Source organism: Aestuariivita sp. (genome assembly GCF_049276915.1).
Lineage (GTDB): Bacteria > Pseudomonadota > Alphaproteobacteria > Rhodobacterales > Rhodobacteraceae > Aestuariivita.
Genome location: NZ_JBASXK010000104.1, coordinates 14,466 through 37,604, shown reverse-complemented (window position 1 = coordinate 37,604; position 23,139 = coordinate 14,466). Strand labels below are relative to the sequence as shown.

Sequence of the window (23,139 nt, the reverse complement as noted above, 5' to 3'; positions counted from 1 at the left end):
GAACGCGATGTCTGACGCATTGAACGAACTCGGGGCCTATATCGAAGCCAAGCGCCCGGATTGTGTCCTGGGCTGGGATGTCACCCACGACGAGCTGAACGTCGATGTGGCGCTGTCCTCGATTGTCGAATTCGTCCAGTTCCTGAAGGTCGATCCGACCTGCAAATTCTCGACTTTGGTGGATATCACCGGCGTCGATTACCCCGAGCGCCCCAAGCGCTTTGACGTGGTCTACCATTTTCTGTCGATGTACCAGAACCACCGCATCCGCCTGCGCGTCGGTGTGCGCGAGGATGACATGGTGGCCTCGATCATCGACGTGCACCCCTCGTCAAACTGGTTCGAGCGCGAAGTGTTCGACATGTTCGGCATTCTGTTCTCGGGCCATCCCGACCTGCGCCGCATCCTTACCGATTACGGGTTCCGCGGCTATCCGCTGCGCAAGGATTTCCCGACCACCGGCTATACCGAAGTGCGCTATGACGAGGCCCAGAAACGTGTGGTCTATGAACCGGTCAGCCTGGTTCAGGAATACCGCCAGTTCGATTTCATGAGCCCCTGGGAAGGTGCCGAATACATCCTTCCGGGGGATGAAAAGAAAGAGGAGGCCAAGTAATGGAATTTGTCATCTGGCTTATCATTACAACGCTGACCATCATTCCGATGCTGAAACTGCTGCCGCATTTCGGGATTGAAAAATACTGGGCCGCGGTCTGCATCGTTCCCATTGGCGCGTTGGCGCTGATCTGGTGGATGGCGATCAAACTGCAAGACATGGAGAAACGCTGATGGACGGGGCCGTTTCTTCAGAGGCCACGATACATGCGCTGGCGGTTGCCTATTGCGAGGCCGTGCATTTCGCGCGTGAGCAGGTGTTTGCGGACATGTGCCACGAAAACTTTCTGATGACGGCGGCGACCGGATCGGGCGGGCTGCAGTTCTGGGACAAGGCGGCCTATCTTGAGCGCGTGGCCACGCGCGATGCCTTCCCCGGTGAGCCATCTTGCGAGATTATCTCTCTGGATGTGGCCGGTGACGAGATCGCCCGCGTGCATCTGTGGGTCGATGTGCCGCCCCGGCGGTTCGAGGATCATCTGGGGTTTGTTCGCGTCGATGGCGCGTGGAAGCTGATGACCAAAGTGTTCCGGACCATGGATGGTCCGGCGATGGAAGGGTAACGCAGATGGACGGCTCCAAAGGGTTTGAAGAAACGCTCACCGGCGAGCAGAAGATCCGCAATTTCAACATCAATTTCGGGCCGCAACACCCTGCGGCGCATGGTGTTTTGCGTCTGGTTCTCGAATTGGACGGCGAAATCGTCGAACGGTGCGACCCCCATATCGGCCTGTTGCACCGTGGCACCGAAAAGCTGATGGAAAGCCGCACCTACCTGCAGAACCTGCCGTATTTTGACCGGCTGGATTACGTGGCTCCGATGAATCAGGAACATGCCTGGTGCCTGGCCATCGAAAAGCTGACCGGCGTGCAAGTTCCGCGCCGCGCCTCGCTGATCCGGGTGCTCTACTCCGAGATCGGCCGCGTGCTGAGCCATTTGCTGAACGTCACCACGCAGGCGATGGACGTGGGCGCGCTGACGCCGCCGCTCTGGGGCTTTGAAGAGCGCGAAAAACTCATGGTCTTTTACGAGCGTGCCTGCGGCGCGCGCCTGCATGCCGCCTATTTTCGCCCCGGCGGTGTGCATCAGGATCTGTCGGACGAATTGATTGACGATATCGAGGAATGGGCGATCGAGTTCCCGAAGTTGCTCGATGATATTGACGGGTTGTTGACCGAAAACCGCATCTTCAAGCAGCGCAATGCCGATATCGGCGTGGTAAGCGAAGAGGATATCCTGGATTACGGCTTCTCGGGTGTCATGGTGCGCGGATCGGGTCTGGCCTGGGATCTGCGGCGCAGCCAACCCTATGAATGTTATAACGAATTTGACTTTCAGATCCCGGTTGGCAAGAACGGCGATTGCTATGATCGCTATCTCTGCCGCATGGAAGAGATGCGCCAGTCCACCTCGATCATCCGCCAGGCCATCGTGAAGCTGCGCGAAGCCACGGGCGATGTGCTGGCGCGCGGCAAGATCACGCCGCCGCCCCGCGCCGAGATGAAGACCTCGATGGAAGCGCTGATCCATCACTTCAAGCTGTATACCGAAGGCTTCCATGTGCCCGAGGGCGAGGTCTATTGCGCCGTCGAGGCCCCCAAGGGCGAGTTCGGCGTCTATCTTGTCGCTGATGGGTCGAACAAACCCTACCGCGCCAAGATCCGCGCGCCGGGCTTTTTGCATCTGCAGGCGATGGATTACATCGCCAAGGGCCACCAACTGGCCGACGTCGCGGCGATCATCGGAACCCTCGACGTGGTGTTCGGGGAGATCGACCGCTGATGTGTGCCCGTTGTTTCGATCTTGCCAGGAAAGTTTCCACAGAGGGCATCGGCCCTCTGCGTCAGACAGAAAGTTGCCGATAGATGCTGCGCCGTCTCCACAAAGAACAACCCGAGAGCTTTGCATTCACGCCCGCCAATCAGGCCTGGGCAGAAGCGCAGATCACCAAGTTCCCCGAAGGCCGTCAGGCCAGCGCGATCATTCCGCTGTTGTGGCGCGCGCAGGAACAGGAGGGCTGGCTGACCCGCCCGGCCATCGAACATGTCGCCGAAATGTTGGACATGGCCTATATCCGCGCGCTTGAAGTGGCGTCCTTCTACTTCATGTTCCAGCTGCAACCTGTTGGATCCATTGCGCATATCCAGATTTGCGGAACCACGTCCTGCATGATTTGCGGTGCCGAGGACCTGGTGGCCGTCTGCCGCGAAAAGATCGCTCCCAAGCCCCATGAGCTCAGCGCCGATGGCACCATGAGCTGGGAAGAGGTGGAATGCCTGGGCGCCTGCGCCAACGCGCCGATGGCGCAGATCGGCAAGGATTACTACGAGGATCTCACCGCCGCGCGCTTCAGCGAAATCCTCGATGAACTGGCGGCCGGCAACGTGCCCACGCCCGGCTCGCAAATCGGGCGCTTCGCCGCCGAACCCGCAACCGGTCTGACCTCGCTCAAGGAATTCGAAAGCGGCCACACCCGCTTTAATGCCTCGGTGCAACTGGCCACGGATATCGGCGACACGATCAAGCGGATCGACGGCACCGAAGTGCCTCTGCTGGCACCCTGGCAGGGCAAAGCCGCCAACAGTTCCGCAAAGCCGAAACCCGCCAAACCGGCGCAAACGCCCAAGCCCGCGAAAGCGGCCAAACCCGAACCCGCTGCCGAAACCGCACCCGAAACGCTCAGCGCTGCGCGCGCCGGTGGTGCGGATGATCTCAAACTGCTCAAAGGGGTTGGTCCCAAGCTCGAGCAGACCCTCAATGAGCTCGGCTTTTACCACTTTGACCAGATCGCCGCCTGGACAGATACGCAGGTCGCATGGGTCGACACACGGCTGAAATTCAAGGGCCGGATCGAACGGGACGGCTGGATCGAACAGGCCGCAATACTGGCCGCCGGTGGCGAGACAGAGTTTTCAAAACGTGCAGAAAAAGGCACCAAGCATAAAGAGTAAGTATTCAAGGGAGAGTGTGGACAATGGACAAGACTTCTGGATCACTGATTTGCGCAGCGACATGCTGGGGCATTGCCCTTCTGGGGGGCGCTTTGGGCGCTGTGTTGCTCATGCTGCTGGCGGGATGGAGCATCATGCAGGCTCTTTTCATCGGCTTTATCGTCTTCGCCCTCGTAGGTGTCCTGCTCAGCTGGCTGATGTGCAAACCGCTGCCCGCAGCCGGAACAATCCCGCCTCTGACGACATCAACCGGCCCGAAACCCGCCAAGGCGGCTGCAAAAGCCGCACCGGCGAAGGCCGAAGCACCTGCAGCCAAAGCACCGGCTCCGGCACCTGCCGCCAAGGCCGAACCGGCCCCCGAGCCATCAGCTGTGGTGAAATCCACGCAGCTGGCAGGCGAGGAAGAACTGGCCGCACGCAAGGGTGATTGGAAATACGACGCCGCAGGCGATACGGCTGAAAGCCAGCCCGAAACCCTGAGCGCGGCGCGCGCCGGTGGTGCGGATGATCTCAAACTGCTCAAAGGCGTCGGTCCCAAACTCGAACAAACCCTCAATGAGCTTGGCTTTTATCATTTTGACCAGATCGCCGCCTGGACAGAGACGCAGGTCGCATGGGTCGATACACGGCTGAAATTCAAGGGCCGGATCGAACGGGACGGCTGGATCGAACAGGCGAAAATTCTGGCCGCCGGTGGCGAGACCGAGTTTTCGAAGAAAAGCAAGAAGTGAGCAGCTGAAAGGCTAATGAAGACGACATGAGCGACGAGCAAGACAGGATCATCGCAGCCAAGGGGCGCCACGTATCACTCGTGATCGCGGGTTCCATGATTTTGTGGATCCTTGTTCAGTTCGCAGGGCCGCAGATGGGACTGCCGGGGCGTTATGCGCTGCTGTTCGATTTCGCAGCTCTGGCCGCGTTGATTTATGCGGGCGTCAATATCGTGCAACTCCGGCGCATGCGCCGGGACAGCAAAGGGTAAGCAGGAATGCTGAAAGACCAGGACCGGATCTTCACCAACCTCTACGGTATGCATGACCGTAGTCTGGCGGGCGCGAAAGCACGCGGCCACTGGGACGGGACGGCCAGTATCATCAAGAAGGGCCGGGACTGGATCATCCAGAACATGAAGGACAGCGGGCTGCGCGGCCGGGGCGGCGCAGGCTTTCCCACGGGTCTCAAATGGTCCTTCATGCCCAAGGAAAGCGATGGTCGCCCCAGCTATCTGGTGGTGAATGCCGATGAATCCGAACCCGGCACCTGCAAGGATCGCGAGATCATGCGCCATGATCCGCATACCTTGATCGAAGGCTGCCTGATCGCCTCTTTCGCGATGAATGCCAACGCCTGCTACATCTATATTCGCGGCGAATACATCCGCGAGAAAGAAGCCCTGCAAAACGCCATCGACGAGGCCTATGACGCCGGTCTGCTTGGCAAGAACGCGGCGAAATCCGGCTGGGATTTCGACCTCTATCTGCATCACGGGGCCGGGGCCTATATCTGCGGCGAGGAAACCGCGCTGCTGGAAAGCCTCGAAGGCAAGAAGGGCATGCCCCGCATGAAGCCGCCCTTCCCGGCGGGTGCGGGTCTTTATGGCTGTCCGACCACGGTGAACAACGTGGAATCCATCGCCGTCGTGCCCACCATCCTGCGGCGCGGACCGGAATGGTTTTCCAGCTTTGGTCGTCCCAACAATGTGGGCACCAAGATCTTTGCGATCTCGGGCCATGTGAACACGCCCTGCGTTGTCGAGGAATCGATGTCGATCTCCTTTGAAGAGCTGATCGAAACCCATTGCGGCGGTATTCGCGGCGGCTGGGACAATCTCAAGGCGGTCATTCCCGGCGGCTCATCCGTTCCCTGCGTGCGCGGTGACAAGATGAAAGACGCCATCATGGATTTCGATTACCTGCGCGGTGAACTGGGCTCGGGTCTGGGAACGGCCGCGGTGATCGTGATGGATCAGTCGACCGACATCATCAAGGCGATCTGGCGGCTGTCGAAATTCTACAAACACGAAAGCTGTGGTCAGTGCACGCCGTGCCGCGAAGGCACGGGGTGGATGATGCGCGTGATGGAGCGTCTGGTCACGGGCGAGGCCGAGGTCGAGGAAATCGACATGCTCTTTGACGTCACCAAACAGGTCGAAGGTCACACGATCTGCGCGCTTGGCGACGCCGCCGCATGGCCGATCCAGGGTCTGATCCGGAATTTCCGGGACGAGATCGAAGATCGTATCAAACACAAACGCACCGGACGCGTCAGCGCCGTCGCCGCCGAGTAGATGATGGATATATTCGCCCCCTACGCCCACGCGATTGCCTCACTGGCGATCTGGCCGCTGATCATCACGGTCCTGTCGATGGTGGCCACCCGTGGCCTGACGCCTGAAAACCGCACCGAGTCCGGCCAGCCCAGGCGAAACTATGATGACCGGGCCTATCGCGCCCACCGCGCCTTCATGAACGCGCTCGAAGCGTCGGGACCGTTCATCGCGGCGGTCCTCGCGGCGATCCTGTCCGGAGCCTCTCCGGTCTGGGTCAATATCTTCGCCTCGGTCTTTATCGTGTCGCGCATCGCGGTGGCCTTCGTGCATATCGGCACCACCAATCAACCGATGCGCTCGCTGGTGTGGATGGTGGGCCTGATTTCGATTCTGGGCCTGGTCGTCATGGCCCTGATGGCGGTGTTGTGATGCAGCCCGGCGGACATCATCTGGCCGAGCTGAACATCGGCCGCCTGTCCGCCCCGACGGATGACCCGCGCGTGGCCGAGTTCATGGAGAACCTTGACCGGGTGAACGGTCTTGGAAAACGCATGCCGGGTTTCGTGTGGATGATGGAAGGCTCGGGCGAGCCGGGCACGGGCAACACCGAGACAAAGATCGACGGCGATCCGCAATTCGTGGCCAATCTGACCGTCTGGGAAGACGGCCCCAGCCTTGAAAGATTCGTCTGGGGCACGATCCACAAGCAGTTCTATGACCGCAAGCAGGAGTGGTTCGAGCTGCTTGGAGACATGCATTTCGTCATGTGGTGGGTGCCTGCGGGCCACCGGCCCACTTTGGAAGAAGGTCTCGAGCGGCTTGAGCTGCTCAAGTCTCGGGGCGACACGGATCAGGCCTTTGGCTGGTCTCACCTGAAAGATACGGACATGTGGCGCACCAGCCGGTGCAGCCAGGTAGCGGCGGAGTAGATGCGATGCGGATGTTGATCTTGTCAGCCCTGGCCCTGACGATTGTTGCTGGCTGTTCCTCGAACAAGGAGGTGATCCTGTTTGACGGGCAGGCGTTCCGTGCGAAGGTCTCGAAAGATCGCGATGCGCGGCGCAACTTTTTTGCCACCGTCTCGCCGGTTTCTGCCTCGACCGAGGGCGCGCGCGAGGCCGGGCGCTATGAGGGCATCAAGTATTGCATCATGGAATACGGCACATCCAACATCCTCTGGACACTCAGCCCGGATGCAGAGCCACAGACCTGGAGCCTTGACGGCGACACGGTCACTTTTTCCGGAACCTGCCGCCCGTGAGGTTTCAACCGGCATATACGTGCCGTTGCGGGGCGTCGTCAGGCGGGGTGTTATTGCATAACGCCGACCTCTGCCGTGATGGTCATCTTTTGTTAACAAGAGGTGACTCATGACGACGACCATCAAACTGATAACGATTGCGCTGGCCCTGTGTCTGAATGTCGGCAGTGCCGCGGCCGCGAAACCCTCCCTTCGGGATGTTCCAGCCATCAATGACGGACTGTTTCATGTCGCCGTGGCCAATGTCATCCGCAAAGGCTGTAGCAGCATTGACGCGCGCTTTTTCAAGGCGATCAGCACCTTGCGCGAGATCAAAAGCCAGGCCATTGCGCTGGGCTACACGCAACAGGAAATAGACGCATTCGTCGAAAGCGATGTCGAAAAGGACCGGATGCGCGCGCGCGGTGCCAAGCTTTTCCAGGCCCGCGGCGTCGATCCCAATAACCCTGACGATCTGTGCCGCATGGGGCGCGAAGAGATCGCCAAGAACAGCCCTGTGGGCGTGCTTCTGAAAGCAAAGTGAGAGAAATGTCGGACCTCCGCAAAATCATCATCGACCAGACCGAAGTGGAAGTGGACGGGGCCTTGACCCTGATTCAGGCCTGTGAAGAAGCCGGTATCGAGATCCCGCGCTTTTGCTATCACGAACGGCTCTCGATTGCCGGCAACTGCCGCATGTGCCTGGTCGAGGTTGTTGGCGGTCCGCCAAAACCCACGGCCTCTTGCGCGATGCAGGTCAAGGATCTGCGCCCCGGACCTGAAGGTCAGCCGCCCGTGGTCAAGACGAACTCGCCCATGGTCAAGAAGGCGCGCGAAGGGGTGATGGAATTCCTGTTGATCAACCACCCGCTGGATTGCCCGATTTGCGATCAGGGTGGCGAATGCGATCTGCAGGATCAGGCAATGGCCTACGGCGTGGATTTCTCGCGCTTCCGCGAACCCAAGCGCGCGGTGGATGACCTGGATCTTGGTCCTCTGGTCGAGACGCATATGACGCGCTGCATTTCCTGCACGCGCTGTGTGCGCTTTACCACCGAGGTCGCCGGGATCACCCAGATGGGCCAGACCGGCCGGGGCGAGGACGCCGAGATCACGTCTTACCTGGGCGAAACGCTCGACAGCAATCTGCAAGGCAACATCATTGATCTGTGCCCCGTGGGTGCGCTGGTCTCGAAACCCTATGCCTTTACCGCGCGACCCTGGGAGCTGACCAAGACCGAAAGCATCGACGTGATGGATGCCATGGGTGCCTCGATCCGCGTCGACACCAAGGGGCGTGAAGTCATGCGCTTCTTGCCGCGCAACCATGACGGTGTGAACGAGGAATGGATTTCCGACAAGACCCGGTTCGTCTGGGACGGGCTGCGCCGCCAGCGGCTGGACCGGCCCTATATCCGCGAGAACGGCAAGCTTCGTCCCGCAAGCTGGCCCGAAGCGCTGGACGCGGCAAGCACGGCGATCAAGGGGGCGGGCAAACTGGCCGGTCTGGTGGGGGATCTTGCGCCGACCGAAGCGGCCTTTGCGCTCAAACAGCTGATCGAGGGGCAGGGCGGTGTCGTGGAATGCCGCACCGATGGAACGAGGTTCCCCGCGGGGAACCGCTCGGCCTATGTGGGAAATGTCGCGATCGAGGATATCGACGCGGCCAAGACCATCATTCTGATCGCCACCAACCTTGTCACCGAAGCGCCCGTGCTGAATGCGCGCATTCGCCGTGCCTGGTCGGGTGGTGCCGATATCACGGTGGTGGGCGAGGCGGTCGATCTGACCTATCCCTATACCCATGCCGGCACCGATCGTGCGGCACTGGCGGCGCTCGAACCTGCCGAGGACGCGATTGTGATCGTTGGACAAGGCGCGCTGCGCGAAGCGGATGGGCCGGCGGTTCTTGCGGCGGCCATGGCCATCAGTGGGCGGATGCTGGTTCTGCATACGGCTGCGTCGCGCGTGGGCGCGCTGGATGTCGGTGCGGTGAATGACGCGGCGATGGAGGCGGTCTCGCAAGCGGATGTGATCTATAACATGGGCGCGGATGAGGTTGAGATCGCCGCGCAATCCGCCTTTGTCATTTATCAGGGCAGCCATGGCGATCGCGGTGCCCATCGCGCGGACGTCATTCTTCCCGCGGCGGCCTATACCGAAGAGAACGGGCTGTTCGTGAACACCGAAGGACGCCCGCAGCTTGCGTTCCGGGCCGGTTTCCCCCCCGGCGAGGCCAAGGAAAACTGGGCCATCCTGCGCGCTCTGTCTGGCGAACTCGGGGCAACCCAGCCCTGGGACAACCTTGCACAGCTGCGTCAGGCGCTGGTGCGCGCGGTTCCGCATCTGGCCAAGATCGACGAGGTCCCCGAAAATGACTGGCAGCCGCTGCCTGCGGGCAAGCTGGGTGATGCCTCTTTCCGCTATGCGATCAGTGATTTCTATCTCACCAACCCGATTGCGCGGGCCAGCCAGCTGATGGCCGAACTCTCTGCCAACGCGAAATCGCGGGGCGAGGCGAAGATCGCCGCGGAGTGATGCGCATGGCCCGGTCCATACCCCCTCTCCTGATGGCCGTGGGCTGCACCACCGCCGAGCCGGAGGCCCCGCGTGACGCGCGTGTTTATGAAGGCGTCGAGACGCGCCTTCTGGAGGGGGATCTGGTGCAATTCGAGGTGAAAATGTCCAATCCGCGCACCCCGCTGGATGTCAAAGCCTATTCGGAATGTGCCGCAGCGCAGTACACTCTGATCCGGGGGTTCGGATTTGCGCGGCATTTGCGCACAAACGTATACGAAGAGGCTGGCATCTGGGTTGCTGATGCTGTTTACACCATCTCGCCAGCTCTGCCGCGCGGTGAGCGCACCATCGACGCCGAAGTCGTGGCCGCCAATTGCGCGGAAAACGGAATACCCATGGTGTGAGGATGAATGGCTGATTTCTTTACCACAACCGGCGGCCTTGCTGTCATGATCCTGGCGCAAGTGCTTGCGGTTGTTGCCTTTGTGATGGTGAGCCTGCTGTTCCTTGTTTATGGGGACCGCAAGGTCTGGGCTGCTGTGCAGATGCGCCGGGGTCCCAATGTGGTGGGCGCGTTCGGCCTGCTGCAGACCGTGGCGGATGCGCTGAAATATGTCGTCAAGGAGGTCGTAGTGCCTGCGGGTGCGGACCGGACGGTGTTCATGCTGGCACCGATGGCATCTTTCGTGCTGGCGCTGGTCGCCTGGGCGGTGATCCCGTTCAACGACGGATGGGTGCTTTCGGACATCAATGTCGCGATCCTCTATGTCTTTGCCGTGTCCTCTCTGGAAGTCTATGGCGTGATCATGGGCGGGTGGGCGTCGAACTCGAAATATGCGTTCCTTGGCAGCCTGCGCTCGGCGGCGCAGATGATTTCCTATGAGGTCTCGATCGGCTTGATCATCATCGGGGTGATCCTGTCGACGGGTTCGATGAACTTCGGTGCGATCGTGGGTGCTCAGGACACGGCCTATGGCTTTTTCGGCTGGTACTGGCTGCCGCATCTTCCGATGGTATTCTTGTTCTTTATCAGTGCTTTGGCCGAAACCAACCGACCTCCGTTCGATCTTCCGGAAGCCGAATCCGAGCTGGTTGCGGGCTATCAGGTGGAGTATTCCTCGACGCCCTTCCTGCTGTTCATGGCGGGTGAATACATCGCCATCTTCCTGATGTGCGCGCTGATGAGCCTGTTGTTCTTCGGGGGCTGGCTGTCGCCTGTGCCGTTCCTTGCGGATGGGCCGCATTGGATGATCGCCAAGATGGCGTTCTTCTTCTTCCTCTTTGCCATGGTGAAGGCGATCACGCCGCGCTACCGCTATGACCAGTTGATGCGGATCGGCTGGAAGGTGTTCCTTCCGTTCTCGCTCGCTTGGGTCGTGTTCGTGGCCTTTGCGGCGCGGTTTGACTGGTTCTGGGGGATCTTCTCGCGCTGGACGACAGGAGCATAAAGATGACGCAGATGGATTATACCCGCGCCGCGAAGTACTTTTTGCTGGCCGATTTCGCCAAGGGCATGAAGCTGGGGCTGAAGTATTTCTTCGCGCCCAAGGCGACCTTGAACTATCCGCACGAAAAGGGGCCGTTGTCGCCGCGCTTTCGGGGCGAACATGCGCTGCGCCGTTATCCCAATGGTGAGGAACGCTGTATCGCCTGCAAGCTGTGCGAAGCGATCTGCCCGGCGCAGGCGATCACCATTGATGCCGAGCCGCGCGAGGATGGCTCGCGCCGCACCACGCGCTATGACATCGACATGACAAAGTGCATCTATTGCGGCTTCTGTCAGGAAGCCTGCCCGGTGGATGCGATTGTCGAAGGTCCGAATTTCGAATTTGCCACGGAAACCCGCGAAGAGCTGTTTTACGACAAGGACAAGCTTCTGGCCAATGGCGATCGCTGGGAATCCGAGATTGCCCATAACCTGGAGCTGGATGCGCCCTACCGATGACCGATCCCGTCCGCAATCCGTTCGAGGCCATGATGGTCCAGGCGCAGGAGATGGCCAAGGCCTTCAATCCTGCGCTTGAAAGCTTCAGCCCCAAGGGGTTCGAAGCGCTGTGGCCGACGATGCCGAAAGAGGCGATGGAATTCTGGTTCGGCAATACGCTCAACAGCGATGGTCTGGATGCCAAGACGCGGCTTTTGCTGACGCTGGCGGGGCTGACGATGCAGGGCGCACAGGCCGATGCGGCGGTGCGCCAGACGGTGCGCCATGCGCTGGAAGCGGGGGCCAAGAAACAAGAGATCGTCGAGACGATCGGCCAGATGTCGGTCTTTGCCGGCATCCCGGCCATGACCCGCGCGCTGGATCTGGCGCAAGAGGCCATGGGTGACGACAAAGGGGACGAGGCATGAGCGTCTTTGCTTTCTATCTTTTCGCGATCAGCGTGATTGCCGGCGGGCTGTTCACGGTGATCAGCCGAAATCCGGTGCATTCGGTGCTGTGGCTGATCCTTGCCTTCCTCAGTGCGGCGGGTTTGTTCGTGCTGCTGGGCGCTGAATTCGTCGCGATGCTTCTGGTGATCGTCTATGTGGGGGCGGTCGCGGTTCTGTTCCTGTTCGTCGTGATGATGCTGGATGTGGATTTCGCCGAGCTCAAGGCCGAGATGTCGCGATACATGCCGCTGGCCTTGCTGATCGGGGTGGTGATCCTGATGCAGTTCGTGATGGCCTTTGGCGCATGGGAAAGCAACGCGGCCGCTGACGCGCTGCGCGCGCAGGTCACGCCGGTGGATCGTCACAATACCGAAGCCCTGGGGCTGATCCTGTATGACCAGTATTTCCTGCTGTTCCAGCTGTCGGGCCTGATCCTGCTGGTGGCGATGGTGGGGGCGATCGTTCTGACGCTGCGCCACCGCTCGGATGTCAAACGCCAGGATGTGCTGGCGCAAATGTATCGCGATCCCGCCAAGGCGATGGAGCTGAAAGACGTCAAACCGGGGCAGGGGCTCTGAGCGGTGATGCGGCTGGTTCCATATGCGATGATCCCGGGAGCGGCTGCGCAGCCCCTGGCGGTGCGTTGCGCGCGGGCAAGACGAAATTTGAACTGGGCGGCTGAGGCACGCATCGAACCCTGAAACGCGATGCGGCATCAAGATCCCGCCGGAAAACGAGAGACCTGAGGAACGACATGATTGGTTTGGAACATTACCTGACGGTGGCGGCGACGCTGTTTGTCATTGGTATCTTCGGTCTGTTTCTCAACAGAAAGAACGTGATCATCCTGTTGATGAGCATCGAACTGATGCTGCTGGCGGTGAATATCAACCTGGTCGCCTTTTCCTCGTTCCTGGGGGATCTGGTGGGGCAGGTGTTCACGCTGTTCGTGCTGACCGTGGCTGCGGCCGAGGCCGCGATCGGCCTTGCGATCCTCGTCTGCTTCTTCCGAAACCGCGGCACGATCGCGGTGGAAGATGTCAACGTGATGAAGGGGTAAAGACAGATGGAAACGATACTCCTGTTTGCCCCGCTGGTCGGAGCGCTGCTGTGCGGCTTTGGCTGGAAGTTCATCGGCGAGACGGCTGCGATGTGGGTGGCCACGGGGCTTTTGTTCCTGTCGGCGATCCTGTCATGGGTGGTGTTCCTGACGCTGGACCCCAGTGCGCATGAGGGCGGTCATTACACCATCAACCTGCTGCGCTGGATCGAGTCCGGCACGCTGAGCACCGACTGGGCCATTCGCATGGACCGGCTGACCGCGATCATGCTGATCGTGATCACGACGGTGTCCTCGCTGGTTCACCTTTATTCCTTTGGCTATATGGATCACGATCCGCAATGGCGCGAAGGCGAGGTCTACAAGCCCCGGTTCTTTGCCTATCTGTCGTTCTTTACCTTTGCCATGCTGATGCTGGTGACGGCGGACAACCTTGTGCAGATGTTCTTTGGCTGGGAGGGCGTGGGTGTCGCCTCGTATCTGCTGATCGGGTTCTACTATCGCAAGCCAAGCGCGAATGCCGCCGCGATCAAGGCCTTCGTGGTCAACCGCGTGGGAGATTTCGGCTTTGCGCTGGGGATTTTCGCGCTGTTCTTCCTGGTGGATTCGATCAACCTGTCTGACATTTTCGCCGCCGCACCGACGCTGGCTGAAACGCAGCTGACCTTCCTGTGGACCTCGTGGAATGCGGCCGAGCTGATCGCCTTCCTGCTGTTCATCGGGGCCATGGGGAAATCGGCGCAGCTGCTTTTGCACACATGGCTGCCGGATGCGATGGAAGGACCGACACCGGTTTCGGCGCTGATCCACGCGGCCACCATGGTGACCGCGGGTGTGTTCCTTGTCTGCCGCATGTCGCCGATCATGGAGTTCGCGCCCAATGCGACGATGTTCATCACCGTGCTGGGGGCCTCGACCGCGTTCTTTGCGGCGACCGTGGGGCTGGTGCAGACGGATATCAAACGGGTGATCGCCTATTCGACCTGTTCGCAGCTGGGATACATGTTCGTGGCCGCCGGTCTGGGCATGTATTCGGCGGCGATGTTCCACCTGCTGACCCATGCGTTCTTCAAGGCGATGCTGTTTCTTGGGGCGGGCTCGGTCATCCATGCGATGCATCACGAGCAGGACATGATGAACTATGGCGCGCTGCGCAAGAAGATCCCCTATACGTTCTGGGCGATGATGATCGGCACGCTGGCCATCACCGGCGTTGGCGTGCCTGTGTGGATCCTGACGCTGGGCGAAATCCCGATCGGCTTTGCAGGGTTTCATTCAAAGGACGCGATCGTGGAAAGCGCCTATGCGGCGGGGTCGAGCTATGGGTTCTGGATGCTGGTGATTGCCGCGCTGTTCACCAGTTTCTATTCCTGGCGTCTGATGTTCCTGACCTTTTATGGCGAGGCGCGCGGGGACAAGCATACCCATGAGCACGCCCATGAAAGCCCCAAGGTGATGCTGATCCCGCTGGCGGTTCTGGCCATTGGTGCGGTGTTCTCGGGGATGGTGTTCTACAAGAGCTTCTTTGGTCATGTGGATCAGGTCGCCACCTTCTATGGCATTCCTTACGCCGAAGCCTCGGAACATGGCGAGGCCAAGGCCGATGCGGGCCATGGCGCTGACGCAACCGAGGAGGGTCATGCCAAGACGGGTGAGCATCATTATGCCTTTACCGGTCAGCCGGGCGAGGGGGCTTTGTACATCGCGCCGGGCAACACGCTTCTGGATGATGCGCACAAGGTGCCCTATTGGGTGAAAACCTCGCCCTTCATGGCGATGCTGATCGGGTTCATCGTGGCCTATTGGTTCTATATCGTGAACCCGTCTCTGCCCAAGCGGTTGGCGGAAAACCAGCGTCCTCTCTACCTGTTCCTCAAGAACAAATGGTATTTCGACGAGCTTTATGACGCGATCTTCGTCAAGCCGGCTTTGGGCCTTGGGCGGATCTTCTGGAAGCGCGGGGATGGCAATGTCATTGATGGCAGCATCAATGGTGTGTCGATGGGCATCATTCCGTTCTTCACGCGCACGCTGGGCCGCGCGCAGTCGGGATACATCTTTACCTATGCCTTCTGGATGGTCGTTGGCATCGCCTGCCTGATCACCTGGATGTCTCTGGGCGGAGGAGCGGAATAATGGATAACCTTCTGTCCATCACCACCTTCATCCCGGCGCTGGCGGCGGCCATTCTGGCGCTGTTCCTGCGCGGAGATGACGAGGCCGCGCAGAAGAACGCCAAATGGGCGGCGCTGTTTGCCACCGGGGCGACCTTCTTTGTCTCCTTGTTCATCCTGTTCGGCTTTGATCCCAATGACACCGGGTTCCAGTTCGTCGAAGAGGGCGAGTGGATCCTGGGCCTGAAATACAAGATGGGCGTGGACGGGATCAGCGTTCTCTTCGTGATGCTGACCACCTTCATCATGCCGCTTGTGATCGCGGCAAGCTGGGATGTGACCCACCGCGTCAAGGAATACATGATTGCGTTCCTGCTGCTGGAAACGCTGATGCTGGGCGTGTTCATGGCGCTGGATCTGGTGCTGTTCTACCTGTTCTTCGAGGCGGGCCTTATCCCGATGTTCCTGATCATCGGGATCTGGGGCGGCAAGGAGCGCATCTATGCGTCCTTCAAGTTCTTCCTCTACACCTTCCTCGGCTCGGTTCTGATGCTGGTGGCGATGGTGGGCATGTATGTCGATGCCGGCACCACCGATATCGAGCAATTGCTGGTGCATCAGTTCGGCTCGGAAAGCTTCAGCCTGCTGGGCGTGCAGATCGTGGGCGGGATGCAGACGCTGATGTGGCTGGCCTTCTTTGCCAGTTTCGCGGTCAAGATGCCGATGTGGCCGGTCCATACCTGGTTGCCGGATGCGCATGTGCAGGCCCCGACTGCGGGGTCGGTCGTGCTGGCGTCGATCCTGTTGAAAATGGGCGGCTATGGCTTCCTGCGCTTCTCGCTGCCGATGTTTCCCGTCGGCTCGGAGGTGATGGGGCCGCTGGTTCTGTGGCTGTCGGCCATTGCCATTGTCTATACCTCGCTGGTCGCTCTGGTGCAGGAGGACATGAAGAAGCTGATCGCCTATTCATCCGTGGCGCATATGGGCTTTGTGACCATGGGAATTTTCGCGGTAAATCAGCAAGGCATTGATGGCGCGATCTTCCAGATGATCAGCCACGGGTTTATCTCGGGTGCGCTGTTCTTGTGTGTCGGTGTCATCTATGACCGCATGCACACGCGCGATATCGACGCTTATGGCGGCCTTGTGAACCGCATGCCGGCCTATGCGCTGATCTTCATGCTGTTCACCATGGCCAATGTCGGCTTGCCGGGGACATCCGGGTTCATCGGTGAATTCCTGACGCTGGTTGGGGTGTTCCAGGTCAACACATGGGTGGCGGCTGTGGCGACATCGGGGGTCATCCTGTCGGCGGGTTATGCGCTGTGGCTGTATCGCCGCGTGGTCATGGGCGATCTGATCAAGGAGAGCCTCAAGACGATCACGGATATGTCCCGGCGTGAGCGCGCGATCTTTGCGCCGCTGGTGATCTGCACGATCCTGTTCGGCGTCTATCCCGCGCCGATCCTCGATATCATCGGCCCCTCGGTCGAGGCCCTTGTGGGCAATTATGAAACCGCGCTGGCGCAGGCACAGTCTGCTGTCCAGCTGGCATCGAATTAAGGGGGCCGGGGCATGATCCAGGCTGATCTGAACGTCATCCTTCCCGAGATCGCGCTGGCCGTCTATGCGATGGCCGCACTGATGTTCGGGGTCTATACCACCAAGGACAAACTGGCCCCGGTGCTGGTCTGGGTCTCGGCGGCGGTCATGGTTGCAGTCGCGGCCTATATCGGGCTGACGGGCGAGGGCACGAGTATCGCCTTTGGCGGGATGTTCGTTGAAGATGCGTTCTCGCGCTTTGCCAAGGTCGTGATCCTGTTGTCTGCAGCCGCCGTGCTGGTGATGAGCCAGGACTACATGCAACGCCGCGATCTGCTGCGCTTTGAATATCCGGTTCTGATCGTGCTGGCGGTTGTCGGCATGATGATGATGGTCAGTGCCGGCGATCTGATGGCGCTGTACATGGGGCTCGAGCTGCAATCTCTGGCGCTTTATGTGGTGGCCTCGTTGCGCCGCGACAGTTCGAAATCCACCGAAGCCGGTCTGAAGTATTTCGTTCTGGGGGCGCTGTCCTCGGGTCTGCTGCTGTATGGGGCATCGCTGGTCTATGGCTATTCGGGCACGACGCTGTTTTCGGGGATCATCCAGACCGCGACGCAGGGCGATATCTCATTGGGGATGCTGTTCGGCCTGGTCTTCGTGATCGCGGGGCTGGCGTTCAAGGTCTCGGCCGTGCCCTTCCACATGTGGACACCGGATGTCTATGAGGGCTCGCCGACGCCGGTGACGGCGTTCTTCGCCACCGCGCCGAAAGTGGCGGCCATGGGGCTGTTTGCACGGGTGCTGCATGACGCCTTTGGTGGCGCGGTCCCCGATTGGAGCCAGGTTGTGGCGCTGCTGTCGGTACTGTCGATGTTCCTCGGGGCGATCGCGGCGATCGGGCAGAGCAATATCAAGCGCCTGATGGCCTATTCCTCGATTGCGCATATGGGCTATGCGCTGATGGGTCTGGCTGCGGGCAGCGCGTTCGGCGTGCAGGCAATGCTGGTCTATATGGCGATCTATGTGACGATGAATGTCGGCACCTTCGCCTTCATCCTGATGATGGAGCGGGATGGCCAGCCGGTCACCGATATCGCCTCGCTGAACATGTTTGCCAAACGCGAGCCGGGCAAGGCGCTGGCGATGCTGGTGTTGTTGTTCTCGCTGGCCGGCGTGCCGCCGATGCTGGGCTTCTTTGGCAAGTTCTATGTGCTGACAGCGGCCTATGAGGCGGGTCTGATCTGGCTGGCGGTGGCGGGTGTGGTCGCCTCGGTGATCGGAGCGTTCTATTATCTGCGCATCGTCTATTACATGTATTTCGGCGAAGACACCGGCGAAGAGCTGGACACCACGGGCACGCCGGTTCTGTGGGGCTTCCTCATGGGATCCGCGGCGATCATGATCCTGGGGATCGTCAATATGTTCGGCGTCGAGGCGGCGGCAGAGGTCGCTGCGGCGGTGCTGGTCAATTGATCGAGGCGCTGTGCTGCGTCAACCGCGGGTGCCTCCGGCGGGGGTATTTCAGACCAGAAAGAGGCAGGGCCGGCGGATGACGGTCTGGCCGGAGGGATATGGGCGACGGGTGCTGGAGGAGGTCGACAGCACCCTGAGTGAGGCCGCGCGTATCGCGCCGGATCTGGCCGGGCCGGAATGGATCATGGCGCGTCGTCAGAGCGCGGCGCGCGGGCGGCGGGGCCGGGCCTGGATCGCGCCCGAGGGCAATCTGTCTGCAACATTGGTGATGCGGCCTGAGGGTGGTCTCGCGTCGGCTGCGCTGCGCTCTTTCGTGGCGGCATTGGCGCTTCATGATGCGGTGGCGGATGTGCTGGGGCATGGCGAGGGGTTGGCGCTGAAATGGCCCAATGACGTGTTGCTCAATGGGGGCAAGCTGGCCGGTATCCTGCTGGAAAGCAGCGGGGCTGCGGGAGGGATCACCCATCTGGCGATTGGCATCGGGGTGAACCTGGCCGAGGCACCCGGGCCCGAGGCGGTGGAGCCGCATGCGGTGCGGCCGGTGTCTCTGGCCGGTGAATGCGGTGTCCGGATCAGCCCGGAGGCGTTTCTGAACCTGCTGGCGATGCATTTTGATCGCCATGAGCGTCAGTTCTGCGCGCTTGGGTTTGAGCCTGTGCGTCTTGCCTGGCTGGCCCGGGCGGCGCGCCTGGGAGAGGTGATCACCGCCCGCCTGCCGAAATCCGAGATCACGGGCAGATTTCAAACCGTGGACTTTGCGGGTAATCTGGTTTTAGAGACCGCGCAGGGCCCTGTGACCATACCGGCGGCCGAGATCTATTTCTGAAGGAGGCCGACATGCTTCTGGCCATTGACTGCGGCAACACCAATACGGTGTTTGCAATCTGGGACGGGCAGAAATTCCTGTGCACCATGCGCACCTCGACGCATCATGCGCGCACGGCGGATGCCTATTTCACCTGGTTCTCGACGCTTTTGAACCATTACAAGATCGACCCCGAGATCACCGAGGTGATCATTTCATCGACAGTGCCGCGCGTGGTGTTCAACCTGCGGGTCTTTGCCGACCGGTTCTTTGGCTGTCGCCCTCTGGTGGTGGGCAAGCCGGAGTGCCGTTTGCCGCGCGAGCCGCGCGTGGATGCGGGGACTTTGGTGGGACCGGACCGGCTGGTGAATACCGCCGGAGCCTTTGAGCGCCATGGTGGCGATCTGATCGTGGTGGATTTCGGCACGGCGACCACGTTTGATGTCGTGGATACCGATGGCGCCTATATCGGGGGGCTGATCTCGCCCGGTGTGAACCTGAGTCTCGAGGCCCTGCATATGGCCGCAGCCGCCTTGCCGCATGTGGATATCTCGAAGCCGCAGAAGGTGATCGGCACGAACACGGTGGCCTGCATGCAGTCGGGTGTGTACTGGGGCTATGTCGGGCTGGTAAAGGAAAGCTGCGCGCGGATTAAGGCCGAGCTGGGTCGCGAGATGACCGTGGTGGGCACAGGTGGTCTTGCATCGTTGTTTGGTGAGACCGAAGGGCTATTTGATGTGCTTGAAGAAGATCTGACAATGCATGGGCTGACCGTGATCCATGCGTATAACAAGGAACATATATAAAACATGAGCAGCGAACGACTGATTTACCTGCCCTTGGGTGGAGCAGGCGAAATCGGCATGAACGCCTATGTCTATGGCTATGGCGCGCCGGATCACGAGAGGCTGATCCTGGTCGATCTTGGAGTGACGTTTCCGGACATGGATGGTTCACCGGGTGTGGACCTGATCTTGCCGGATGTGACCTGGCTGAAGGAGCGTGCCGACCGGCTGGAGGGGATTTTCATCACCCATGCCCATGAAGACCATGTGGGGGCCGTGGCGCATTTCTATGGCGATCTGGGCGCACCGATCTATGCGCGCGTCTTCACCGCCAATATCGCGCGGGGCAAGATGGAAGAGCAGGGCCATCCCGAAGACGCGGTGCAGACCGTGAGTGCCTGGCCCGAGCAGACAGAGGCCGGGCCTTTCAGCGTCGGCTTTCTGCCGATGTCGCATTCGATTCCGGAAAGCTCGGCCCTGATCATCGACACGCCGGCGGGTCGCGTGATCCATTCAGGCGATTTCAAGCTGGATGAAACGCCCGGTGTGGGCGAACCGTTTGATCCCGAACTCTGGGCCGAGGTCTCAAAGGACGGGGTGCGTGCGCTGGTTTGTGACAGCACCAATGTGTTCACCCGCCATCCTGGCCGTTCCGAAGTGGAGGTGGGGCCGGAGATCGAGAAGCTGGTCGCCGGTGCCGGCGGTATGGTGGTTGCGACGACCTTTGCCTCGAATGTGGCGCGGGTCAAAACGCTGGCCGAAGCGGGGGAACGGGCCGGGCGCTCGATCGTGCTTTTGGGCCGTGCGATGCGCCGGATGATCGAAGCGGCGGTCGAGACCGGGGTTCTGGGGTATTTCCCGCGGGTTGTCAGCCCGGAAGAGGCGGGATCGATCCCGCGTGAGAACCTGATGCTGCTGGTGACGGGCAGCCAGGGGGAGCGCCGGGCGGCCTCGGCCCAGCTGGCGCGTGGCAAATACATGGGGCTTGAACTGGCCGAGGGCGATCTGTTCCTGTTTTCCTCAAAGACCATCCCCGGAAATGAGCGCGGAGTGATCCGCATCATGAACCAGCTCAGTGAAAAGGGCGTGGATGTGGTGGATGAGTCCAGCGGTCTCTATCATGTGTCGGGACATGCCAACCGGCCCGATATCGAGCGGCTGCACGCCATCGTCAATCCGCAGATCGTTGTGCCAATGCATGGGGAACATCGCCATTTGCGCGAACATGCGAAAGTCAGCGAGCAAAACGGGCGTCAGTCCGTTGTGGCGGTGAACGGGATGATGATCGATCTGAGCGGGAATGCCCCCACGGTTGCCGAATACATCGAAACCGGGCGGACCTATCTGGATGGTTCGGTCCAGATTGGCGCGCTGGACGGGATCGTGCGGGACCGCATCCGCATGGCGCTGAACGGTCATGTGGTGATCACCGTCATTCTGGATGAAGAGGATGAACCGCTGGGCGATCCCTGGTGCGACATCAAGGGGCTGGCCGAGACCGGTACATCCAATGCGCCCCTTGTCGATGTGCTGGAGGCGGATCTGAGCCAGTTCCTGATGCGCGCCAATCCGAAGACATTGCGCGATGATGACGGCTTGGAAGATGCGCTCAAGCGGATTGCGCGCCAGACGGCGCAATCCGAGATCGGCAAGAAACCCGAAGTGACGGTGGTGATAAGCCGGATGCGATAAGGCGAAGGGCGAGCCCGCGCGGAGGTTAATCCGTGCGGCGCTCGTCAAAGCTCATGGCGATGAAGCCGGGCATGTGATCGCCCATGCCGACGGGGGTGTTGTCATTGCGCCCCTTGCCGCCACGGCGGTTTGCGCCACCGCGGTTTTGCCGGGTGTCGTCCTGTTGCCTGCGCTCGGGGGCAGGTTCTGGTGCGACGTCCCGAACGGCTGCGGCCTCGGCAACGGGTGTTTCGATCTGTGCCTCGACGGGCGGCTCTGTCGTGACCTCGGTCGGTGTTGCCGGTGCCTGGGTCTCGGGGCTGTCCTTGCGGCCACGGGTGCGGCGGGCGCGCTTGGGTTTTTCGGCAGAGTCTTCCATGTCGGCGGGTGCAGGCTCGGGCGATCCCAACGGATTGTCGAGGCGCGGGATTTCCCTTTGGATCAGCCGTTCGATCGCGTCGAAATTCTTTTCGTCACGCGGTGCGCAGATCATCATCGCCTTGCCAGCACGCCCGGCACGTCCGGTGCGGCCGATACGGTGCACATAGTCTTCGGCATGGCTGGGCACGTCGAAATTGAAGACGTGGCTGACCGATGGCACATCCAGACCGCGCGCGGCCACATCCGAGGCCACAAGGAAGCGCAGCTCGCCGTTGCGGAACCCATCCAGCGTGCGGGTGCGCTGGGACTGATCCAGATCACCATGGATCGGCGCGGCGTCATAGCCGTATTTCTTCAAGGACTTGGCGACGATATCCACATCTGTCTTGCGGTTGCAGAAGATGATCGCATTGGTGCAGGCATCGCCCTCACCATCAATCAGCTTGCGCAGAACGGCGCGTTTTTCGCTGGCTTCCTTGTCGCGGCGAGAAACTTTGAACATCACCACGCCCTGTTCGATCGTCTCGGAGGCGGTGGCCTGGCGGGCGACCTCGATCCGTTCGGGATTGGACAGGAAGGTGTTCGTGATCCGCTCGATCTCGGGAGCCATGGTGGCCGAGAAAAACAGTGTCTGACGGGTAAAGGGCGTGAGGCCGAAGATCCGTTCGATATCGGGGATGAAGCCCATGTCGAGCATGCGGTCTGCTTCGTCCACAACCATCACCTTGACATCCGACAGGATCAGCTTGCCCCGTTCGAAATGGTCGAGCAAACGTCCGGGTGTCGCGATCAGCACATCGACGCCCTTGTCGATCAGCGTGTCTTGTTCCTTGAAGCTGACGCCGCCGATGAGCAGCGCTTTGGTCAGCTTGAGGTATTTCGTATATGTGTCGAAATTCTCGGCCACCTGGGCGGCCAGCTCGCGCGTGGGGCAAAGCACAAGGCTGCGCGGCATGCGTGCACGGGCCCGCCCGCGGGCCAGCAACGTGATCATTGGCAGCACGAAACTTGCCGTCTTGCCTGTGCCGGTCTGGGCGATGCCCAGAACGTCGCGCCCATCGAGCGCCGGTGGAATGGCTCCTGCCTGAATGGGTGTTGGAGTTTCGTAGCCGGCTTCGACAACGGCTTTCAGAACCTTGGGGTTCAGATTCAAATCGGTGAACTTGGTCATATGTATCCGTGATCTGCGGACACTATTTGGCCCGCACGTCTTATCAGCCTGGCCCGTATGGCCCGCGCAACATGCGCATGATTGGCTTGAATTGCCAGATAGCACCCGGATGCGGCCGGGTCAAATGCTGCTGGTGCAGCACGGATGCTGACATCGCGTGTTTGT

The 23,139-nt window shown here is 60.6% G+C and carries 26 protein-coding genes; 25 read left to right on the top strand and 1 reads right to left on the bottom strand.

What is annotated here, in order from left to right:
• Window positions 1-7 precede the first annotated feature (7 nt).
• From WAO69_RS11265 to WAO69_RS11145, 25 genes are all read left to right on the top strand, one after another.
• Window positions 8-616 carry an NADH-quinone oxidoreductase subunit C gene (locus WAO69_RS11265; RefSeq protein ID WP_422179097.1) on the top strand — a complete coding sequence of 203 codons (609 nt, stop codon included), beginning with the start codon at window positions 8-10 and terminating at the stop codon, window positions 614-616.
• Window positions 616-789, top strand: a complete 174-nt coding sequence (locus tag WAO69_RS11260; RefSeq protein ID WP_422179095.1) for a hypothetical protein — start codon at window positions 616-618, stop codon at window positions 787-789. Before WAO69_RS11265 ends, WAO69_RS11260 begins: the two co-directional genes overlap by 1 nt.
• Window positions 789-1,178: a nuclear transport factor 2 family protein gene (locus tag WAO69_RS11255; RefSeq protein WP_422179093.1), complete on the top strand. Its 390-nt coding sequence runs from the start codon at window positions 789-791 to the stop codon at window positions 1,176-1,178. The genes WAO69_RS11260 and WAO69_RS11255 overlap by 1 nt, the downstream gene beginning before the upstream one ends.
• 5 nt (window positions 1,179-1,183) lie before the next feature.
• On the top strand, window positions 1,184-2,398 hold the full coding sequence (locus WAO69_RS11250) for an NADH-quinone oxidoreductase subunit D (protein WP_422179091.1): 1,215 nt from the start codon (window positions 1,184-1,186) through the stop codon (window positions 2,396-2,398).
• 83 nt (window positions 2,399-2,481) lie between these two features.
• Entirely contained in the window at window positions 2,482-3,567 is a 1,086-nt protein-coding gene (nuoE, locus tag WAO69_RS11245) for an NADH-quinone oxidoreductase subunit NuoE (RefSeq protein ID WP_422179089.1), read from the top strand.
• A 23-nt stretch (window positions 3,568-3,590) separates the two neighbouring features.
• Complete coding sequence (locus WAO69_RS11240) at window positions 3,591-4,298, top strand: endonuclease (protein ID WP_422179087.1); 708 nt, start codon at window positions 3,591-3,593, stop codon at window positions 4,296-4,298.
• Between the two features lie 26 nt (window positions 4,299-4,324).
• Window positions 4,325-4,549, top strand: coding sequence for a DUF5337 domain-containing protein (locus WAO69_RS11235; RefSeq protein ID WP_422179085.1), 225 nt, complete (start codon window positions 4,325-4,327; stop codon window positions 4,547-4,549).
• A gap of 6 nt (window positions 4,550-4,555) precedes the next feature.
• Entirely contained in the window at window positions 4,556-5,854 is a 1,299-nt protein-coding gene (gene nuoF / locus WAO69_RS11230) for an NADH-quinone oxidoreductase subunit NuoF (protein WP_422179083.1), read from the top strand.
• Window positions 5,855-6,265, top strand: coding sequence for an MAPEG family protein (locus WAO69_RS11225; RefSeq protein ID WP_422179081.1), 411 nt, complete (start codon window positions 5,855-5,857; stop codon window positions 6,263-6,265). It begins immediately after the preceding gene.
• A complete protein-coding gene (locus WAO69_RS11220) occupies window positions 6,265-6,765 on the top strand; it encodes a DUF3291 domain-containing protein (protein ID WP_422179079.1) in 501 nt (166 codons plus the stop codon). Before WAO69_RS11225 ends, WAO69_RS11220 begins: the two co-directional genes overlap by 1 nt.
• 5 nt (window positions 6,766-6,770) lie before the next feature.
• Entirely contained in the window at window positions 6,771-7,097 is a 327-nt protein-coding gene (locus tag WAO69_RS11215; RefSeq protein ID WP_422179077.1) for a hypothetical protein, read from the top strand.
• A gap of 109 nt (window positions 7,098-7,206) precedes the next feature.
• The gene (locus tag WAO69_RS11210) at window positions 7,207-7,620 is read left to right on the top strand and encodes a DUF5333 domain-containing protein (protein WP_422179075.1); all 414 of its coding nucleotides are present in this window, start codon (window positions 7,207-7,209) and stop codon (window positions 7,618-7,620) included.
• A 5-nt stretch (window positions 7,621-7,625) separates the two neighbouring features.
• Window positions 7,626-9,614 carry an NADH-quinone oxidoreductase subunit NuoG gene (gene nuoG / locus WAO69_RS11205; protein WP_422179073.1) on the top strand — a complete coding sequence of 663 codons (1,989 nt, stop codon included), beginning with the start codon at window positions 7,626-7,628 and terminating at the stop codon, window positions 9,612-9,614.
• Entirely contained in the window at window positions 9,614-10,000 is a 387-nt protein-coding gene (locus WAO69_RS11200; protein WP_422179071.1) for a hypothetical protein, read from the top strand. The genes nuoG and WAO69_RS11200 overlap by 1 nt, the downstream gene beginning before the upstream one ends.
• A gap of 6 nt (window positions 10,001-10,006) precedes the next feature.
• On the top strand, window positions 10,007-11,044 hold the full coding sequence (nuoH, locus tag WAO69_RS11195; protein ID WP_422179069.1) for an NADH-quinone oxidoreductase subunit NuoH: 1,038 nt from the start codon (window positions 10,007-10,009) through the stop codon (window positions 11,042-11,044).
• A gap of 2 nt (window positions 11,045-11,046) precedes the next feature.
• On the top strand, window positions 11,047-11,541 hold the full coding sequence (nuoI, locus tag WAO69_RS11190) for an NADH-quinone oxidoreductase subunit NuoI (protein ID WP_422179067.1): 495 nt from the start codon (window positions 11,047-11,049) through the stop codon (window positions 11,539-11,541).
• Window positions 11,538-11,948: a carboxymuconolactone decarboxylase family protein gene (locus WAO69_RS11185; RefSeq protein ID WP_422179065.1), complete on the top strand. Its 411-nt coding sequence runs from the start codon at window positions 11,538-11,540 to the stop codon at window positions 11,946-11,948. Before nuoI ends, WAO69_RS11185 begins: the two co-directional genes overlap by 4 nt.
• On the top strand, window positions 11,945-12,547 hold the full coding sequence (locus tag WAO69_RS11180) for an NADH-quinone oxidoreductase subunit J (RefSeq protein WP_422179063.1): 603 nt from the start codon (window positions 11,945-11,947) through the stop codon (window positions 12,545-12,547). Before WAO69_RS11185 ends, WAO69_RS11180 begins: the two co-directional genes overlap by 4 nt.
• Window positions 12,548-12,723: 176 nt before the next feature.
• The gene (gene nuoK, locus WAO69_RS11175; RefSeq protein ID WP_008553673.1) at window positions 12,724-13,029 is read left to right on the top strand and encodes an NADH-quinone oxidoreductase subunit NuoK; all 306 of its coding nucleotides are present in this window, start codon (window positions 12,724-12,726) and stop codon (window positions 13,027-13,029) included.
• A 6-nt stretch (window positions 13,030-13,035) separates the two neighbouring features.
• Entirely contained in the window at window positions 13,036-15,165 is a 2,130-nt protein-coding gene (nuoL, locus tag WAO69_RS11170; RefSeq protein WP_422179059.1) for an NADH-quinone oxidoreductase subunit L, read from the top strand.
• The gene (locus tag WAO69_RS11165) at window positions 15,165-16,706 is read left to right on the top strand and encodes an NADH-quinone oxidoreductase subunit M (protein WP_422179057.1); all 1,542 of its coding nucleotides are present in this window, start codon (window positions 15,165-15,167) and stop codon (window positions 16,704-16,706) included. The genes nuoL and WAO69_RS11165 overlap by 1 nt, the downstream gene beginning before the upstream one ends.
• Before the next feature lie 12 nt (window positions 16,707-16,718).
• A complete protein-coding gene (nuoN, locus tag WAO69_RS11160; protein ID WP_422179055.1) occupies window positions 16,719-18,161 on the top strand; it encodes an NADH-quinone oxidoreductase subunit NuoN in 1,443 nt (480 codons plus the stop codon).
• Window positions 18,162-18,237: 76 nt separating this feature from the next.
• Window positions 18,238-18,987 carry a biotin--[acetyl-CoA-carboxylase] ligase gene (locus WAO69_RS11155; protein ID WP_422179053.1) on the top strand — a complete coding sequence of 250 codons (750 nt, stop codon included), beginning with the start codon at window positions 18,238-18,240 and terminating at the stop codon, window positions 18,985-18,987.
• 11 nt (window positions 18,988-18,998) lie between these two features.
• On the top strand, window positions 18,999-19,772 hold the full coding sequence (locus WAO69_RS11150) for a type III pantothenate kinase (protein WP_422179051.1): 774 nt from the start codon (window positions 18,999-19,001) through the stop codon (window positions 19,770-19,772).
• Window positions 19,773-19,775: 3 nt separating this feature from the next.
• Window positions 19,776-21,443: a ribonuclease J gene (locus WAO69_RS11145; protein ID WP_422179049.1), complete on the top strand. Its 1,668-nt coding sequence runs from the start codon at window positions 19,776-19,778 to the stop codon at window positions 21,441-21,443.
• A gap of 25 nt (window positions 21,444-21,468) precedes the next feature.
• Here the strand turns inward: WAO69_RS11145 and WAO69_RS11140 are convergent, their stop codons facing one another.
• On the bottom strand, window positions 21,469-22,974 hold the full coding sequence (locus tag WAO69_RS11140) for a DEAD/DEAH box helicase (RefSeq protein WP_422179046.1): 1,506 nt from the start codon (window positions 22,972-22,974) through the stop codon (window positions 21,469-21,471).
• Window positions 22,975-23,139: the final 165 nt, after the last annotated feature.

What these genes read in the sequence shown, in the direction of transcription:
- WAO69_RS11240 (WP_422179087.1), top strand. Translation starts at nt 3,591, where the DNA reads ATGGACAAGACTTCTGGATCACTGATTTGCGCAGCGACATGCTGGGGC.
- WAO69_RS11180 (WP_422179063.1), top strand. Translation starts at nt 11,945, where the DNA reads ATGAGCGTCTTTGCTTTCTATCTTTTCGCGATCAGCGTGATTGCCGGC.
- nuoG (WP_422179073.1), top strand. Translation starts at nt 7,626, where the DNA reads ATGTCGGACCTCCGCAAAATCATCATCGACCAGACCGAAGTGGAAGTG.
- WAO69_RS11210 (WP_422179075.1), top strand. Translation starts at nt 7,207, where the DNA reads ATGACGACGACCATCAAACTGATAACGATTGCGCTGGCCCTGTGTCTG.
- WAO69_RS11225 (WP_422179081.1), top strand. Translation starts at nt 5,855, where the DNA reads ATGATGGATATATTCGCCCCCTACGCCCACGCGATTGCCTCACTGGCG.
- nuoE (WP_422179089.1), top strand. Translation starts at nt 2,482, where the DNA reads ATGCTGCGCCGTCTCCACAAAGAACAACCCGAGAGCTTTGCATTCACG.
- WAO69_RS11255 (WP_422179093.1), top strand. Translation starts at nt 789, where the DNA reads ATGGACGGGGCCGTTTCTTCAGAGGCCACGATACATGCGCTGGCGGTT.
- WAO69_RS11185 (WP_422179065.1), top strand. Translation starts at nt 11,538, where the DNA reads ATGACCGATCCCGTCCGCAATCCGTTCGAGGCCATGATGGTCCAGGCG.
- WAO69_RS11200 (WP_422179071.1), top strand. Translation starts at nt 9,614, where the DNA reads ATGCGCATGGCCCGGTCCATACCCCCTCTCCTGATGGCCGTGGGCTGC.
- nuoF (WP_422179083.1), top strand. Translation starts at nt 4,556, where the DNA reads ATGCTGAAAGACCAGGACCGGATCTTCACCAACCTCTACGGTATGCAT.
- WAO69_RS11220 (WP_422179079.1), top strand. Translation starts at nt 6,265, where the DNA reads ATGCAGCCCGGCGGACATCATCTGGCCGAGCTGAACATCGGCCGCCTG.
- nuoN (WP_422179055.1), top strand. Translation starts at nt 16,719, where the DNA reads ATGATCCAGGCTGATCTGAACGTCATCCTTCCCGAGATCGCGCTGGCC.
- WAO69_RS11215 (WP_422179077.1), top strand. Translation starts at nt 6,771, where the DNA reads ATGCGGATGTTGATCTTGTCAGCCCTGGCCCTGACGATTGTTGCTGGC.
- WAO69_RS11165 (WP_422179057.1), top strand. Translation starts at nt 15,165, where the DNA reads ATGGATAACCTTCTGTCCATCACCACCTTCATCCCGGCGCTGGCGGCG.
- WAO69_RS11235 (WP_422179085.1), top strand. Translation starts at nt 4,325, where the DNA reads ATGAGCGACGAGCAAGACAGGATCATCGCAGCCAAGGGGCGCCACGTA.
- WAO69_RS11250 (WP_422179091.1), top strand. Translation starts at nt 1,184, where the DNA reads ATGGACGGCTCCAAAGGGTTTGAAGAAACGCTCACCGGCGAGCAGAAG.
- WAO69_RS11150 (WP_422179051.1), top strand. Translation starts at nt 18,999, where the DNA reads ATGCTTCTGGCCATTGACTGCGGCAACACCAATACGGTGTTTGCAATC.
- nuoH (WP_422179069.1), top strand. Translation starts at nt 10,007, where the DNA reads ATGGCTGATTTCTTTACCACAACCGGCGGCCTTGCTGTCATGATCCTG.
- WAO69_RS11155 (WP_422179053.1), top strand. Translation starts at nt 18,238, where the DNA reads ATGACGGTCTGGCCGGAGGGATATGGGCGACGGGTGCTGGAGGAGGTC.
- WAO69_RS11140 (WP_422179046.1), bottom strand. Translation starts at nt 22,974, where the DNA reads ATGACCAAGTTCACCGATTTGAATCTGAACCCCAAGGTTCTGAAAGCC.
- WAO69_RS11265 (WP_422179097.1), top strand. Translation starts at nt 8, where the DNA reads ATGTCTGACGCATTGAACGAACTCGGGGCCTATATCGAAGCCAAGCGC.
- nuoI (WP_422179067.1), top strand. Translation starts at nt 11,047, where the DNA reads ATGACGCAGATGGATTATACCCGCGCCGCGAAGTACTTTTTGCTGGCC.
- WAO69_RS11145 (WP_422179049.1), top strand. Translation starts at nt 19,776, where the DNA reads ATGAGCAGCGAACGACTGATTTACCTGCCCTTGGGTGGAGCAGGCGAA.
- WAO69_RS11260 (WP_422179095.1), top strand. Translation starts at nt 616, where the DNA reads ATGGAATTTGTCATCTGGCTTATCATTACAACGCTGACCATCATTCCG.
- nuoK (WP_008553673.1), top strand. Translation starts at nt 12,724, where the DNA reads ATGATTGGTTTGGAACATTACCTGACGGTGGCGGCGACGCTGTTTGTC.
- nuoL (WP_422179059.1), top strand. Translation starts at nt 13,036, where the DNA reads ATGGAAACGATACTCCTGTTTGCCCCGCTGGTCGGAGCGCTGCTGTGC.